We start from the raw sequence: 14,505 nt of genomic DNA on the forward strand, positions 1-14,505 counted from the left end.
CTGAGAATGAGCCCCGGGAACCGCCCCTACGCTGGGAGGTGGCTATTTCGACGCGTTGTAGACATTTAGCGCGCCGGGCGTAGCGTCTCGATCTTGGTCTGCACGTCGAGGACCTGTCCCTGCAGCCGCTCGAGTTCGGCCTGCAGCGCCTGCGCCTCCGCCGCCTTGCCCTTGGCGACGTCGGCGGCGCGCTTCAGCCGGCCCAGCTTGGGCAGCAGCGGCAGCGCGATCAGCACGAGCAGCACGACGCCGAGCACGACCAGGGCCAGGACGATCCAGCTCGCAAGGGTCACGGGAGGAGGTTAGCTTTCCGGTCCGGGCGGGCGGGTGGGGGGTGCAGGGCCGGAGGGTGGGGGGTGCAGGGCCGGAGGGTGGGGGGTGCAGGGCCGGACTAGTACGCGGCCAGGGCGGCCCGCGCCTCGGAGCGGACCAGTTCGGCCAGCTCGGGCGGGCTGACGACCTCGGCGTCCTCGCCCAGGCCCATCGCGAGCCGGCGGGCCCACTCCAGGTCGCTGGCCCGCAGCGTCACCAGCCAGGTGCCGCCCGGCTCGGCCCGGACGTCGTCGCACGGGTAGTACTCGGTGATCCAGCGGCTGCCCAGGCCGACGCGCAGCGTGATCAGCGGCGAATCAGGGGCCGGCGCGAAGACCGCGCCGTGGCGGAACCCGCTCTCGGGGCTCATTCCCCGGGCCGGTACCGACGGCTCGGGCAGCTCCTCCAGCGCGTCGATCCGGTCGATGCGGAACATCCGGACCGCCTCGGCCCGGCGGCACCACGCCTCCACGTAGGCGCGTCCGTCGACGACGAGCAGGCGCATCGGGTCGATGACCCGCTCACTCGTCGCGTCGCGCCCGGCCGTGTAGTAGACGATCTTCAGCGCGCGGCCGCGCTCGAGCGCGCCGCGCACCTGTGCGGCGACCCCGGTGTCTTCGTATCCGCCGGTGACCGCGACCTGCTTGGCCGAGCGACCGGCCTCGCCGGCCGCGCCCTCCACCTTGGCCAGGGCCCGGCCGACGGCGGCGCCGTCGACGCCCGGGGTCTCGGCCAGTGCTCTCAAGGCGACGATCAGCGCCAGGGCCTCGTCGGCGGTGAGACGGAGGGGCCGGTCGAGCTCGGCGTGGTAGGTCAGCGTGACCGTGTCGTCGTCCAGCGACATGTCGATCAGGTCGCCGGGGCCGTAGCCGGGGAGGCCGCAGACGAACAGCAGCTGGAGGTCGTCGCGGAGTTGCCGCTCGGTGACGCCGTGGTCCTCGGCGACCTCGGAGATCAGCGCCCCGGGGCGGGCCTGCAGGTACGGGACCAGCGCCAGCAGGCGGGCCAGCCGTTCGGTGCCCGCGCCGCTCATCGGGAGCCTCCCACGGCGCGGGTCTCCAGAGTCGAGGCCTCGCCCGGGCGGGGGGCCGGGATGCCCGCCGCCATCCTGGTCAGGTGGCGGATGACCGCGTCGCGGACGTCCGGGGGATCTTGCACGACGACCGCGGAGCCGTAGCCGGCCAGGCGGGCGGCCAGGGCTTCCGGGTCGGAGTAGCTCAGCGTCACGATGTCCCAGGCCGCCTTGGCGTCGGGGGCCGGTTCGCCGCACTCGTCGGCATCGGGGTCGGGTTCCGCGGCCGGCGGGACGACCGCCTCCGGCGCGCCCGGATCGTCGAGCAGGGTTACGGCGCCGGCTCCCGTCACGTCCGCCTCGAGCAGTTCGGGGGTCTCTTCTTCCTCGGGCCGGACCGCGTCGGCCCAGCGACGCAGGCCGGCGGCCGCGCCGACCCGCACGCGGACGCGGGCGGACTTCTGGTCGGTCGGCTCCGGGTCGAACGCGGCGACCTGCGCGACCAGGTCGAGGCCCTCCGGAGGCGCGTACGCGCCGAGCGGGCCGACCGCGGAGACCGTGCCGACGACGCGGGAGAGCCGGAAGCAGCGGGTCGCGTTCCGGTCGAGGTCGTGGCCGATGACGTACCAGCGGCCGCGCCAGGACACCACGCCCCAGGGCTGCAGGCGTCGCTGACGGGGCTGGTCGTCGCGGGGCGTGCGGTAGCCGAACTTCACCGCGCGGCGGACGTCGATCGCCGCGAGCATCGGGGTGAGCGCGGGATCGGCGCTGACCACCGGCTCGATGCCGAGCGGCGGGCCGTCGGCGAGGTCGACTCCCCCGGCGCGCAGCTTGGTGAGGCCGGAGCTGGCCGCGTTGCTGAGCTCGGCGTGGTGCCAGAGGCGGGCTGCGATGCCGACGGCGGCGGCCTCCTCCGGGTCGAGGTGGACCTCGGGGAGCGCATAGTCACCGCGGGTGACGCGGTAGCCCGGTTCGCTGTCGAACACGCTGTTCGTGCCGGTCTCCAACGGGACGCCGAGGTCGCGGAGCTCACCTTTGTCGCGCTCGAACATTCGCTGGAACGCTTCGTGCGATTTCGGGTCGTTCTCATCATGCTCGTACCCGGGCACGATGGCCGCGATCTGCGCCGCGGTGAGGTACCGGCGGGTGGAGAGCAGACAGAGCAGCAGGTTGACCAGGCGTTCGGTGCGTCGACGGGACACACCAGCCGACGCTACTTCACTTCTGCGACCAGCGTGGCGCAGCCGGGGTGCCTGTTGACAGTGTCGTGCCTTGGCGGGGCGCTCCGCGCGGGGACGTGGCGGGCCGTGGCGGGGCGGGGCGGGGCCGCGCAGCGCCGCGGGGCGGGCCGTGGCGTGGCGGGGCGCGCAGCGCCGCGGGGCGGAGCACTACGGTGGGCCGGGTGATTCGCTGGCGGCGGGGAGTCGTGGAGTCGGTCGGACGGTCGTGGGCCGGCGCGGTGGAGCTGTCGGTAGCGGTGGAGGGCTCCTCCCTGCGCGCGCTGGCGTACCCGGCCCTGGTCGGTGAGCCGGTCGCCGGGGACGACGTGCTGCTGAACACGACGGCGCTGGCGATGGGCTTGGGGACCGGCGGGTACGCGCTGGTCGTAGCGCTGCCGTCACGGTTGCCGCCGGATCCAGAGGTTCTGGCCGGACCGGGGCACATGGTGAAGGCCCGGTACACGCCGCAGCAGGTCACGGTTCTGGGCGTGGACGAGCAGGACTCGCCGCACCACGAAGTGCTGGCGGCGGCGTCGTCGCTCGACGGCATGCCGGTCGTGGTCGCCGACCTGCACTCGGCGCTGCCCGCCGTGCTGGCGGGGGTGCTGGACGCAAGCCCGGCCGCACGGGTGGTCTACGTGATGACCGACGGCGGAGCGCTGCCGCTGTGGTTCTCCCGGTCGGTGGCCGCCCTGTCGGGCCTGCTGGCCGGGACGGTCACCGTGGGTCAGGCGTTCGGCGGCGACCTGGAGGCGGTCACGCTGCACACCGGACTACTGGCCGCACGGCACGTGCTGGACGCGGACGTGGCGGTGGTGTCCCAGGGACCGGGAAACCTCGGGACGGGAACGCCGTGGGGGTTCTCGGGCGTGGCCGCGGGGGAAGCGGTGAACGCCGTTTCCGTGCTGGGCGGCCGGGCGGTGGGGTCGTTGCGGATTTCGTCGGGGGATGCGCGGGAGCGGCATGTGGGGGTGTCGCATCATTCGTTGACGGCTTACGGGAAGGTGGCTTTGGCGGGCGCCGACCTGCCGGTACCCACGCCGATACCGCAGAATCTGGCGGAGCGGATCGGCGGTCAGCTAGCACAGCTGCCGCAGCGGCACCGGATAGTGGAAGTGCCTGTCGGTGGGCTCGACGAAGCCCTACGAGCTTCGCCGGTCAGGCTCTCCACGATGGGCCGCTCGCTTGACGAGGACCCGCTCTACTTTCTCTCGGCGGCCGCCGCCGGCCGCCACGCCGCCTCCCTGCGGTAGGCGCTGGCGGCCCGGGCTCGTCTTCCGGGAGCCCGGGCCGCGTCAGTCGGAGATCAGGCTGTGACGTACGTCAGCGTGTTACCCGTCGTCGCGGTCGTCCCACTTCCACTCGGGCCCACGACGGCGACCGGAATGGTCGAGGTCGTCGGGGTGAATGTCAGGGAGTACGCGCCCGCAGTGGTGACCGCCGGAATCGACGCGCAGTTCAACTGCGTATCGAGCTTTCCGGTCACACCCGCGCAAGTGAGGCTCGCGTTGGACGCGCCACTGACCGTCAGCTGGGTGACGCCCTGCAGTCCCTTGCCGTAGACCGTCAGCGCCGGTGTCGGCGGAGTGGTGGACAGGCTTCCGCTCACACCCGACAGCGGCGCAGTTGTCCGGCTCAACGAGCTGATGACGGCGGCGTACTTGGAGTCGAGCGAGTTGCCCGTACCAGCCACTCCGTCGTTGTAGATGACGACCTTCACCGCGTTCGCGCCTGGCGTTCCAGCGGGAGCCGTGACCTTGAGTGTGCCGGTGCTGGGCGTCGCGGCGTTGTTGCCGCTCGCAGCGGTTCCCGCTGTCCAGGTGTACGACCCGGTTGTCGTGAGGACTGCTCCGTTCGCGCCGGCGAAGGTGACGGTGAGCTTGGTCGCCGCAGGTTGAGTAAGCGCTGGAGTCGAGAACCCGAGCGTGACCGTGCTGCCGCCGAGCGGATTGAACAGCGCAAACACGGGTGTGTTGGCGGTGCTGTCACCGACGACGCCCGACGCACTGGTGATGCTCGTGACGCTGACCGGGTCGATGAACGTGAAGTCGTCCTTCGCGGTGTTCGCTGTCGTATTGCCGGCCGAGTCCTTGATCGTCACGTCAACCTTGCCGGCCGCCACCGCAGGAGCCTTGGCCAGCAAGAGCGTGTCGTCCACGACCGTCACCACCGTCGCGTTGTTCGTGGTGGCCGAGTTGCCGGCGCCGGTCGTGCCGAAATACACGGCGCTCAAATCCGCGAAGCCGTCGAGGTCGGTGTCGGCGACGCTGTTGAACCCGCTACCAGTGATGACGACATATGTGCCGCCGGCCGTCGAACCCTTCTGCGTGCTCATCGAGGTGATCGTGATCAGCGTGCTGGTATCAGCGGATGCCGCCGGCGCCAGCGCGAACGCGCCGCCTCCGGCGCCGAGCAACGCAGCCGTCGCAGCTGCCAGCCGCGCGACCTTGGATGGGGCCTGGAACATGGGTCTCCTTCATCAGACGTGCTGAGTCTGTGGGAGCGGGTGTCCGGCAGGACGACGCGGATCAGTGCCCCCGGTTTGTACAGCTACCTAATTGCAACATAACGTATTAAAACGTCATGAAGGGGTATCGAGAAAGCTCGTCGCGTTCAGGTGCCGCATCCCGACACATCCCGGCGCGCCTGGATCGTCGGCCCTTGAGGCCAAGGCATCCTTACTGCACTATGTCCGCTCTTGTCGCGATCGCGTCTTTGATGCGTGTCCAGTTGATAGCGCTCGTCGCGGTGATGCTCGCCGCCGGCTGCAGCTCCGACCGGGACGGGACGCCGGCCGGCGGCGCTCTGCGCCCGGAGCCGGCCACCGCCCAGGGCGGGAGTCACGACGTCCAGGCCACCAACGGGCCTGGGGGTACGTGTTCAGCCGGGCAGCTACGTATCCGAGTGATTCGTCAACCGCCCGACGCGGTCGGAGGTCCGGTCTACGCCCTCGTGACGCTCACGAACGATTCCTCAACCGCGTGCGTTTTGTCGGGCTGGCCCAATACCTCGGTCGCAGGTGACGGCAAGGTGATACCCCGTGAGGTTCCCCAGCCCGCACCTCCGGTCCGCGTGAGCCTCGCGGACGGCGAATCCGCGTATGCGGCCCTCCGTTGGTCGGCCTGTACCAAGTCCGGCGACGCCTGCGTGACCCGAGCTCGTCTCCATCTCGGGCCACCCGGTGACCACATCTCCGAAACGACACTCATCGGCGTGCCGTCCGGCGAGTCGCCCGAGCTCGCCATCAGCGCCCTGCAGGTCGGCACGATCCAGTCTGGAACATCGAACATCCTCAACTGGTCCTGACCGGCAGTTAGGAGAGCACAATGCAGCGGAGCCTCGTCGGGGCATGCCTGAGCGTGGTCTTGCTCGCCGGCTGTAGCAGCGGCAGCGGGCCACAAACCCCTACCGTCGGGACGCCCGCTGGACCCGGGACACCCTACGCTTCCCAGGACGACCAGTCCGACGAAGTCGGCTCCAACCAGCCCGTCGAGCCGCTCAGCGTCGCCCCACCGGAGCCGGGCACGAAGCCGCCGCTCCAACCCGCCACCCAGGCTCCCCCGCCCCCTCCGGGCGACACGGCACCGTGCAAGACCGCGCAGCTGTCCGCCCGGGTCATCCGACAGCTCGGCACCGGCAAGACGGGCCCCGGCGTCGGGCTCGTCATTCTGACCAACCTCGGCAGCCGGGAGTGCGCACTCAGCGGCTGGCCCGTCGTCGGTCTGACCAGCAAGGGCACCGCGCTCAGCGTGCCCGCCACGAAGGTCAACCGTCCGCACAAACCGGTCGGCATGCTCCTGAAGCCACGGCGAACCGCGTTCGCGGGGATTCAGTGGCGCGGCTGCCCGCCGACCGCGACCGGCTGCCGGACCGGCGACGGCTTCCGCGTGGGCGCACCCGGCTCCACGTCGATCCCGGCCGAGCTGGCCGGCTTCTCCTCCGCCGAGAAGAAGGGCTTCCCGGTCAGCGCGATCGTGGTCGGCTCACTGCAGCCGACCACGACCGACATCCTGAACTGGTGACCGCTCCTACATCGACGCGATCAGGCGATCGACCCGCTCGTCCACGGCCCGGAACGGGTCCTTGCACAGCACGGTCCGCTGCGCCTGGTCGTTGAGCTTCAGGTGCACCCAGTCCACCGTGAAGTCCCGCCGCCGCTCCTGGGCCCGCCGGATGAACTCCCCGCGCAGGCGCGCGCGGGTCGTCTGCGGCGGCACCGACTTGGCCGCGAACACGTCGAGATCGCGCGTGACCCGCTCGACCGCGCCGCGCTTCTCCATCACCGCGAACACGCCGCGACCTCGACGGATGTCGTGATAGGCCAGGTCGAGCTGGGCCACCCGCGGGCTCGACAGCGACAGCTCGTGCCGCTCCGAGTACCGCTCGATCAGCTTCAGCTTCGTCACCCAGTCGATCTCCCGCTCGACCGAGCCCAGATCGTCGCCCTCGACGGCCTTGAGCACCCGGCCCCAGAGGTCGATGATCCGGCGCGCGGCCGGGCCGCCGCCGTAGCGCTCGACGAACTCCGACGCCTTGGAGTGGTACTCCATCTGGATGTCGAGCGCGCTGATCTCCTTGCCGTTCGCCAGCCGGACCGTGCGGCGGCCGGTGATGTCGTGCGAGACCTCGCGGATCGCCCGGATCGGGTTCTCCAGCGTCAGGTCCTTCATCGTGACGCCGGCCTCGATCATCCGCAGCACGATGTCGGCCGCGCCGACCTTCAGCAGCGTCGTGACCTCGTTCATGTTCGAGTCGCCGACGATGACGTGCAGACGACGGAACCGCTCGGCGTCCGCGTGCGGCTCGTCGCGGGTGTTGATGATCGGGCGCGACCGGGTGGTCGCCGACGAGACGCCCTCCCAGATGTGCTCGGCCCGCTGGGACAGGCAGTAGACCGCACCCCGGGGCGTCTGCAGCACCTTGCCCGCGCCGCAGATCAGCTGCCGGGTGACCAGGAACGGGATCAGGACGTCGGCCAGCCGCGCGAACTCCCCGTGCCGCGAGACCAGGTAGTTCTCGTGGCACCCGTACGAGTTGCCGGCCGAGTCGGTGTTGTTCTTGAACAGGTAGATGTCGCCGGCAATGCCCTCGTCGCGCAGCCGACGCTCGGCGTCGACCAGCAGGCCTTCGAGGATCCGCTCGCCGGCCCGGTCGTGGGTGACCAGGTCAGCGACCGAATCGCACTCCGGCGTGGCGTACTCGGGGTGGGACCCCACATCCAGGTAGAGCCGGGCGCCGTTACGCAGGAAGACGTTGCTCGACCGACCCCACGAGACAACACGCCGGAACAAGTACCGCGCCACCTCGTCGGGCGAGAGACGCCGCTGGCCCCGGAACGTGCACGTGACTCCGTACTCGGTCTCGAGACCGAAGATCCGCCGCTCCATGATTGAACATTAGCGGGGGTTTCCCACTCGCACCCGGCAACGGGACGCGTGGTCGATTTGCCCCGTACGGCGGTCGCTCTCCGTTTCGTTTTAGGCGCGATTCAGCGACGCGTAGTAGCGCTGGCACTCTTCGTAGTCGGGAAGCCCGCCGGCCGCGCGCACCTCGGCCAGCGACGGCGCGGCCGCGTCCTTGGCCGACAGCTGCGGCTCGTCGGCCGGCCAGTCGATGGCGAGATCGGGGTCCAGGGGATGGATCGCGTGCTCCCGGGTCGGCGCGAACGTCTCCGAGCAGAGGTAGGTCAGCGTCGCGTCGTCGCTCAGCGCGCAGAACCCGTGCCCGAGGCCTTCGGCCACGTACACCGCGCGCCGGTCACCCTCGTCGAGCGTGACGGTCTCGTGCTGCCCGAACGTCGGCGAACCCACCCGCAGGTCGACGATGACGTCGACGACCGCGCCGCGGACGCAGGTGACGTACTTCGCCTGGCTCGGCGGCACGTCGGCGAAGTGGATCCCCCGCACGACCCCGCGCGCGGAGACCGACAGGTTCCCCTGCGCGAGCCGGAGCGGATGACCGACCGCTTCCGCGAGATGGTCGAACCGGTACCACTCGGTGAACAACCCGCGGGGGTCGCCGTGCAGGACCGGGGTGATCTCGAAAGCACCGTCGATGCTCAGCGGTCGAATCTTCACGCGGCCACCGTACTGTCCCCGCCGTCGTTCCGTTTCCCGCCCCCGTCGGGCGTCCGCCGGCGGTCCTGCACCCCTTCCCCTTCGATCTTTACGCCTACCAGGGCACCACCGATGGGCATGTTCCGAGCCACGACCGACCACCCGTGAGCGGCCGCGATCGCGGCCACGATGGCCAGTCCCAGCCCGGCACCGGAGCTCGGGCCCGGGCTGCGGGTCCCGCCCCGGTAGAAGCGCTCGAACACCCGGTCCGGATCCGGCAGGCCGGGCCCGGAGTCGACGACCGCCAGCAGGACGTCGCCGGAGTCCTCGACCGACACCCGCACCTCGGCCGGCGTGCCGGGCGGGGTGTGCCGGGCCGCGTTCGCCAGCAGGTTGTCGAGGATGCGGCGCACGCCGACCGGATCGGCCGACACGGTCACCGGGTCCGGGGCGTGCACGGTCAGCCCGGACGCCCCGGCCACGGCCGCCGCCGCGGCCGCGTCGGTCGCCACCGCGACCAGGTCGACCGGCGCGATCACCGGGGCGTGGTCGCGGTCCAGAGCGGCCAGCGCCAGCAGGTCGTCCACCAGGAGCCCCATCCGCTGCGCCTCGGACTCGATCCGGCCGATGACCAGGGCCAGATCCTCGGCCGGCACGCCCCGACGGAACAGCTCGGCGTAGCCGCGGATCGTCGCGATCGGCGTGCGCAGTTCGTGCGAGGCGTCGTCGACGAACCGGCGCAGGCGCTCCTCGGACGCGTCCCGCTCGCGCAGCGCGGTCCCGATCCGATCCAGCATCCGGTTCAGCGCCTGCGCGACCTGACGCCCCTCGCCGAACCCCTCCGGCACGGCGATCCGCTGACCGACGTCCTCCAGGCTGACGCCGTCGGCCGAGTCGGCGATCCGGGCCAGTGGCCGCAGGCCGCGGCGGACCAGCCACCAGCTGGCCAGGCCGGTCGCGACCAGCGCGACGATCGGCACGCTCAGGATCGTCGTGAGGACGGTCCGAACCAGCGCGTCGGTCGCCCCGGTCCGCGAGCCGACGACCAGCGTGGCACCGCCGGACACGCGCAGGACGCGCACCAGCGTCCGCTCGTCCCCGGCCGGGACCCGGCTCGGCCCCGACCGGTACGGATAGGAGCGGACGGTGTCCGCGGGCAGCGCGCGCCCGTCGGCCGTCCGCACGGCTCCGGCCCGGGTCAGCGCCGCCTCCGGGACCGCGCCGGACGTCGCCAGCGTGCGGCCCCGGGCATCGACGACGGCCCCGAACGACAGGTGCTCGTTCCGGCTGAGCACCGCCCCCAACGTCGCCTCGATCGGAGCGGGGTCGGCCCCCGGCCCCGTGTCCACCAGCGTCAGCACCGCGCCCGCCTGGGCCGCCGCCGACGCCAGGTTCGACTGGGTGCGCTGGTTCGCCACCGAGTGGATCGACCATGCGCTCACCATCGCGGTCCCCAGCAGGCCCACCGCGAGCAGCGCCACCGTGGTCAGCGCGACCCGGGTCCGCAGCATCACGGTGGGGGCCGCATTGCGTATCCCACCCGCGCGACCGTGTGCAGCAGCGGCGGACCGAGCGGGTCGAGCTTGCGGCGCAGATAGCTGACGTACGTCTGGACCGTGTTGTCGCTGGCCCCGAAGTCCCCGCCCCAGACGTGGTCGAGGATCTGGGCCTTGCTCAGCACCCGGCCGGCGTTCGCGGCCAGGTACCGCAGCAGCCGGAACTCGGTCGGCGTGAGCGTCACCGGGACGCCACCGCGGCGCACCTCGTAGGCGTCCTCGTCGATCTCCAGGTCTCCGCAGGCCAGGAGCGTCCGCGACGACGGCCCGCTCCGGCGCAGCACGGCCCGGACCCGGGCGACCAGCTCGTCCAGGCTGAACGGCTTGGTGAGGTAGTCGTCGCCGCCGGAGTCGAGCCCGGCGATCCGGTCGCGGACGTCGTAGCGGGCGGTCAGGAAGATCACCGGAGCGGTCGTCCCGCCGCGACGCAGCCGCGCGCAGGCGTCCACACCGGAACCGTCGGGAAGGACGACGTCGAGCACGATGAGGTCGGGGCGGAAGCGACCGACCTCGGTCAGCGCACCGCGCACGGAACCGGTGACCGCGGTGCGGTAGCCCTCGTAGCGCAAGGCCATCGCGACGAGCTCGGCCAGCGCGGTCTCGTCGTCGACGACCAGGACGCGGGACACCTCGTTGGTCATCCCTCCATCCTGGCGGCCGGGAGCACGCGAAGGCTGGGGAAAACCTGGGAATCCGACGGCCGGGCCGGTGGACTCCCAGGGTTTTCCCGGCGCGGTCCCAGGGCGGCCGCAGCCGCGCCCGGTGAGCTGGCGTACATGCGAACACTCACCGACTTCGTGCTCCGGCACAAGCTCGTGGTCTGCCTGTCGTGGCTGCTGGTGGCCGTCGCCGGGGTGCTGGTCACGCCCGGCCTCTCGAAGGCGCTCACCGCCGACTTCAGCCAGCCCGGGCAACCCGGCTACGAGGCGAACCAGCGGATCGTGGACCGGTACGGCAGCGGCGGGGCGGTCACCCCGCAGGTGGTGGTCGTCCGGCTGCCGCCCGGCTCGACGGCCGACGACCCGGCCCTGGGACGGGCCTTCGCGGCCGCCGCGGACGCGGTCCGCGGCCGGGCGGTCTCCTATGCCGACACCCGGGACCCCGCGCTGCTCGCCGACTCCGGACGGGTGACCTACGGGCTGGTCTGGGCGTCCGACCGGCGTGCCGTGCCGGTCGGCGTGGTCCGGGCCGCGCTGCCGGCCGGTTCGTCCGTGCAGGTCACCGGGCTGGCGCAACTCACCGACTCGGGCGGCGGCCGGCAGGGGCTCAGCATCCTCACCGAGGTCCTGATCGGCGCGGTCGGCGCGCTGGTCGTGCTGGCGTTCGTGTTCGGTTCGTCGCTGGCCGCGCTGCCGGTGCTGCTCGCCGGTATCGCGATCCTCGGCTCGTTCCTGCTGCTGCGCGGGCTGGCCGAGCTGACCGAGGTCAACACCGTCGTCCAGTTCGTCGTCGCACTGATCGGCCTGGGCGTCTCGATCGACTACGCGCTGCTGATCGTCACCCGCTGGCGGGAGGAGCGGGCCTCGACCGACAACGTCGGCGCGGTGCGCCGGGCGATGCTGACGGCAGGCCGGTCAGTGCTGGTCAGCGGCGTCAGCGTGGCGATCGGGCTGGTCGCGATGGTGCTCGTCCCGGTGCCGGTGCTGCGCAGCATCGGGCTCGGAGGGATCCTCATCCCGCTGGTGAGCGTGCTGCTCGTGCTGACGTTGCTGCCGGTGCTGCTGGCCACCGCCGGTCCCCGGCTGGACTGGCCGCACCGGCCGGTCGGCCGGAACGCCGACCGGCGCTGGAGCGGCTGGGCCCGGCTCGTCCTGCGCCACCGGTGGGCGGCCGCCGCGGCGGGCCTGGTGGTACTGCTCGCGCTGGCCGGTGCGGCGAGCGGGCTCCGGCTCGGCGACCCCGGTACCGAGTCGTCGACCGCGACCGGCCCGGCGGCCGCGGGCCTGCAGGCCCTGCGGACGGCCGGGGTGCCCACGGGCGTCCTCGCCCCGATCGAGGTACTCGCGGGGGATTCCGCGGCGGACGCGCTGCGCGAGATCCCGGGCGTCGTCGCGGTGGTGACGTCCGAGCCCGGCCTGCTCGAGGTGCTCCCGGCCGACGAGCCGAGCACCGACGCCGGGGCCGAGACCCTCCGGCGGGTCCGTGACGCGGTGCCCGAGTCTGCCCAGGTCGGCGGGCCAGCGGCCCAGAGCAAGGACGCGATCTCGGCGATCTACGACGTGTTCCCGCTCATGCTCGGCCTGATCGCGCTGGTGACGTTCGCCGTGCTGACCCGCGCGTTCGGCTCGGTCGTGCTCGCGGTGAAGGCCGTCCTGCTCAACCTGCTCTCGCTGGCCGCGAGCCTCGGCGCGCTGGTGCTGATCTGGCAGTACGGGTACGGGTCGCAGCTGCTCGGCGGGCTGCCGGCCCTGGGCTCGATCACCGAGTTCATCCCGGCGATCGTGTTCGCGTTCCTCTACGGGCTCTCGATGGACTACGAGATCTTCCTGCTGGCCCGGATCCGCGAGGAGTACGACCGCACCGGCTCGACGCCCGAGGCCGTCGTCGGCGGCCTCGGGAGCACCGGACGGCTGGTCACCAGCGCGGCGCTGATCCTCGCGCTGGCGTTCGCGTCGCTGGCCGCGGCCCCGGCGACCGAGCTCAAGGTGTTCGCGAGCGCGCTGGCGATCGGCATCCTGCTGGACGCGACCGTGGTGCGGGCGTTGCTGGTGCCCGCACTCATCGGTGTGCTGGGGTCGGCGACCTGGTGGTCACCTCAGGGCTTGCGCGCCACCACGACGAACTCGTTGTAGGCGAAGAACTTCCCGGCGAACCGCGGAAACGGGAACGAGTACTTCTTCACGACGGTCAGACCCACGTCCCGGGCCAGCGCCGAGACCTCGTCGAAGCCGCTGAACCGGATGTGGGTCGCGTCGGTCGTGTAGCCCTTCTCCTGCGGCGTGATGAACACGACGCGGCCGCCCGAGCGGAGGTAGGGCAGGTACGACTCGACCACGGCCTTGGCGTCCGGCTCGAGCAGGTGCTCGACCAGGTGCGAGGCCAGGATCGCGTCGAACGAGCCGGGCTGGAAGTCGTCCGAGGCGAAGAAGTCGTCGACCGTGTACGCGGTGAAGCCGCGGGCCCGGGCGAGCTCGATCGACGTGGGGTTGTGGTCGACGCCGACCGGCGGCGGATTCTTGCCGTCCTGCAGGTGCGAAAGGTTGCGACCGATGCCACAGCCGACATCGAGCGTGCGGCCGAGCTGCAGCCGGCGCAGGTTCCACCGGTAGGGGGCCTGGACGTTGAGCACCTGCTTCCAGCGGGCCGTCTCCAGCCGCTGCAGCCGCTCGGCGTAGTCCGCGCCGGCGGTGCCGGGTGCCTCGTTGGTCGCCAACGTCCAAGCCCTTTCGTCTGACGGTGTTTCCGGCACCCTAGTGCTCGAGGAGCTCGATCAAGTAGTCGCCGTAGCCGGACTTGCGCAGCGGCTCGGCCAGCGCACGCAGCTGGGCGTCGTCGATGTAACCCTGCCGCCAGGCGACTTCCTCGACGCAGCCGATCTTGAAGCCCTGCCGCTCCTCGATCACCCGCACGTACTCCGCCGCCTGAACCAGCGACGTGAACGTGCCGGTGTCCAGCCACGCGGTGCCCCGATCCAGCACGGTCACCTTCAACGCCCCCTCGTCGAGGTAGGCCTGGTTGACCGCCGTGATCTCCAGCTCACCCCGGGCACTCGGCTTCAGGCCCTTGGTGATCGCCACGACCCGGTTGTCGTAGAAGTACAGCCCGGGCACCACGTACTTGCTCTTCGGCTTCTCCGGTTTCTCCTCCAGCGAGAGCACCGTGCCGGTCTCGTCGAACTCCACCACGCCGTAGGCCTCGGGGTTGGCCACCGGATAGGCGAACACCCGGCCACCGGTCAGCCCGTTGTGCGTCGAGAGCTGCCGGCCCAGACCCGCACCGTGGAAGATGTTGTCGCCCAACACCAGCGCCACCGGCTCGTCGCCGATGAACTGCTCACCGATCAGGAACGCCTGCGCGATCCCGTCCGGAGACGGCTGCACCGCGTACTGGATGTCCATGCCCCACTGCGAGCCGTCGCCGAGAAGCTTCTCGAACTGCGCCGCGTCCCCCGGTGTGGTGATCACCAGCACTTCCCGGACGCCCGCGTACATCAGCGTTGACAGCGGGTAATACACCATCGGCTTGTCGAAGACGGGCATCAGCTGCTTCGACACAGCGTGAGTAATCGGCCACAGACGGGAACCTGTGCCGCCGGCCAGGAGGATTCCGCGCACGGTGCGCAGCGTACGCGATTCAGAAGTACCGATGTTCGCGCGCTGCGGCCTTCACGAAACGTTAAGTGAGCCCGG

General features: G+C 71.4%; 14 protein-coding genes. 4 read left to right on the top strand and 10 right to left on the bottom strand.

The window, feature by feature from the left end; all coding sequences use genetic code 11:
* Positions 1 to 65 precede the first annotated feature (65 nt).
* The 3 genes from FL583_RS00215 to FL583_RS00225 all read right to left on the bottom strand — a co-directional run bounded on the left by FL583_RS00215 (position 66) and on the right by FL583_RS00225 (position 2,526).
* The gene (locus FL583_RS00215; RefSeq protein WP_142702358.1) at positions 66 to 293 is read right to left on the bottom strand and encodes a hypothetical protein; all 228 of its coding nucleotides are present in this window, start codon (positions 291 to 293) and stop codon (positions 66 to 68) included.
* Positions 294 to 391: 98 nt separating this feature from the next.
* On the bottom strand, positions 392 to 1,345 hold the full coding sequence (locus FL583_RS00220) for a helix-turn-helix transcriptional regulator (protein ID WP_142702359.1): 954 nt from the start codon (positions 1,343 to 1,345) through the stop codon (positions 392 to 394).
* A complete protein-coding gene (locus FL583_RS00225; RefSeq protein WP_142702360.1) occupies positions 1,342 to 2,526 on the bottom strand; it encodes a helix-turn-helix transcriptional regulator in 1,185 nt (394 codons plus the stop codon). Before FL583_RS00225 ends, FL583_RS00220 begins: the two co-directional genes overlap by 4 nt.
* 200 nt (positions 2,527 to 2,726) lie before the next feature.
* Between FL583_RS00225 and FL583_RS00230 the strand changes: the two genes are divergently transcribed.
* The gene (locus tag FL583_RS00230; protein WP_142702361.1) at positions 2,727 to 3,797 is read left to right on the top strand and encodes a DUF3866 family protein; all 1,071 of its coding nucleotides are present in this window, start codon (positions 2,727 to 2,729) and stop codon (positions 3,795 to 3,797) included.
* Positions 3,798 to 3,850: 53 nt separating this feature from the next.
* On the opposite strand, the gene FL583_RS00235 is transcribed toward FL583_RS00230, so the two are convergent.
* Positions 3,851 to 5,011: an IPT/TIG domain-containing protein gene (locus FL583_RS00235; RefSeq protein WP_142702362.1), complete on the bottom strand. Its 1,161-nt coding sequence runs from the start codon at positions 5,009 to 5,011 to the stop codon at positions 3,851 to 3,853.
* Positions 5,012 to 5,295: 284 nt separating this feature from the next.
* Between FL583_RS00235 and FL583_RS39855 the strand changes: the two genes are divergently transcribed.
* Positions 5,296 to 5,850 (top strand): DUF4232 domain-containing protein, encoded by a 555-nt coding sequence (locus tag FL583_RS39855; RefSeq protein WP_240746546.1) that lies wholly within the window; start codon positions 5,296 to 5,298, stop codon positions 5,848 to 5,850.
* Positions 5,851 to 5,870: 20 nt separating this feature from the next.
* Complete coding sequence (locus FL583_RS00245; RefSeq protein WP_142702364.1) at positions 5,871 to 6,566, top strand: DUF4232 domain-containing protein; 696 nt, start codon at positions 5,871 to 5,873, stop codon at positions 6,564 to 6,566.
* A gap of 6 nt (positions 6,567 to 6,572) precedes the next feature.
* Here the strand turns inward: FL583_RS00245 and pafA are convergent, their stop codons facing one another.
* The 4 genes from pafA to FL583_RS00265 form a co-directional block, all read right to left on the bottom strand.
* The gene (pafA, locus tag FL583_RS00250) at positions 6,573 to 7,931 is read right to left on the bottom strand and encodes a Pup--protein ligase (RefSeq protein ID WP_142702365.1); all 1,359 of its coding nucleotides are present in this window, start codon (positions 7,929 to 7,931) and stop codon (positions 6,573 to 6,575) included.
* Between the two features lie 90 nt (positions 7,932 to 8,021).
* Positions 8,022 to 8,621 carry a dTDP-4-dehydrorhamnose 3,5-epimerase family protein gene (locus tag FL583_RS00255; protein ID WP_142702366.1) on the bottom strand — a complete coding sequence of 200 codons (600 nt, stop codon included), beginning with the start codon at positions 8,619 to 8,621 and terminating at the stop codon, positions 8,022 to 8,024.
* A complete protein-coding gene (locus tag FL583_RS00260) occupies positions 8,618 to 10,111 on the bottom strand; it encodes a sensor histidine kinase (protein ID WP_240746547.1) in 1,494 nt (497 codons plus the stop codon). Before FL583_RS00260 ends, FL583_RS00255 begins: the two co-directional genes overlap by 4 nt.
* Entirely contained in the window at positions 10,111 to 10,797 is a 687-nt protein-coding gene (locus tag FL583_RS00265) for a response regulator transcription factor (RefSeq protein WP_142702368.1), read from the bottom strand. The genes FL583_RS00260 and FL583_RS00265 overlap by 1 nt, the downstream gene beginning before the upstream one ends.
* Positions 10,798 to 10,932: 135 nt before the next feature.
* Here FL583_RS00265 and FL583_RS00270 point away from each other — a divergent pair, with 135 nt between their 5' ends.
* On the top strand, positions 10,933 to 12,948 hold the full coding sequence (locus tag FL583_RS00270; RefSeq protein ID WP_142702369.1) for an MMPL family transporter: 2,016 nt from the start codon (positions 10,933 to 10,935) through the stop codon (positions 12,946 to 12,948).
* On the opposite strand, the gene FL583_RS00275 is transcribed toward FL583_RS00270, so the two are convergent.
* Together FL583_RS00275 and rfbA are read right to left on the bottom strand one after the other, a co-directional pair.
* The gene (locus FL583_RS00275) at positions 12,912 to 13,529 is read right to left on the bottom strand and encodes a class I SAM-dependent methyltransferase (RefSeq protein WP_142702370.1); all 618 of its coding nucleotides are present in this window, start codon (positions 13,527 to 13,529) and stop codon (positions 12,912 to 12,914) included. The genes FL583_RS00270 and FL583_RS00275 overlap by 37 nt on opposite strands.
* 37 nt (positions 13,530 to 13,566) lie before the next feature.
* Positions 13,567 to 14,430, bottom strand: a complete 864-nt coding sequence (gene rfbA, locus FL583_RS00280; RefSeq protein ID WP_142702371.1) for a glucose-1-phosphate thymidylyltransferase RfbA — start codon at positions 14,428 to 14,430, stop codon at positions 13,567 to 13,569.
* Between the last annotated feature and the right edge of the window lie 75 nt (positions 14,431 to 14,505).

Origin of the sequence: Cryptosporangium phraense, from assembly GCF_006912135.1 — a bacterium.
GTDB classification, from domain to species: domain Bacteria; phylum Actinomycetota; class Actinomycetes; order Mycobacteriales; family Cryptosporangiaceae; genus Cryptosporangium; species Cryptosporangium phraense.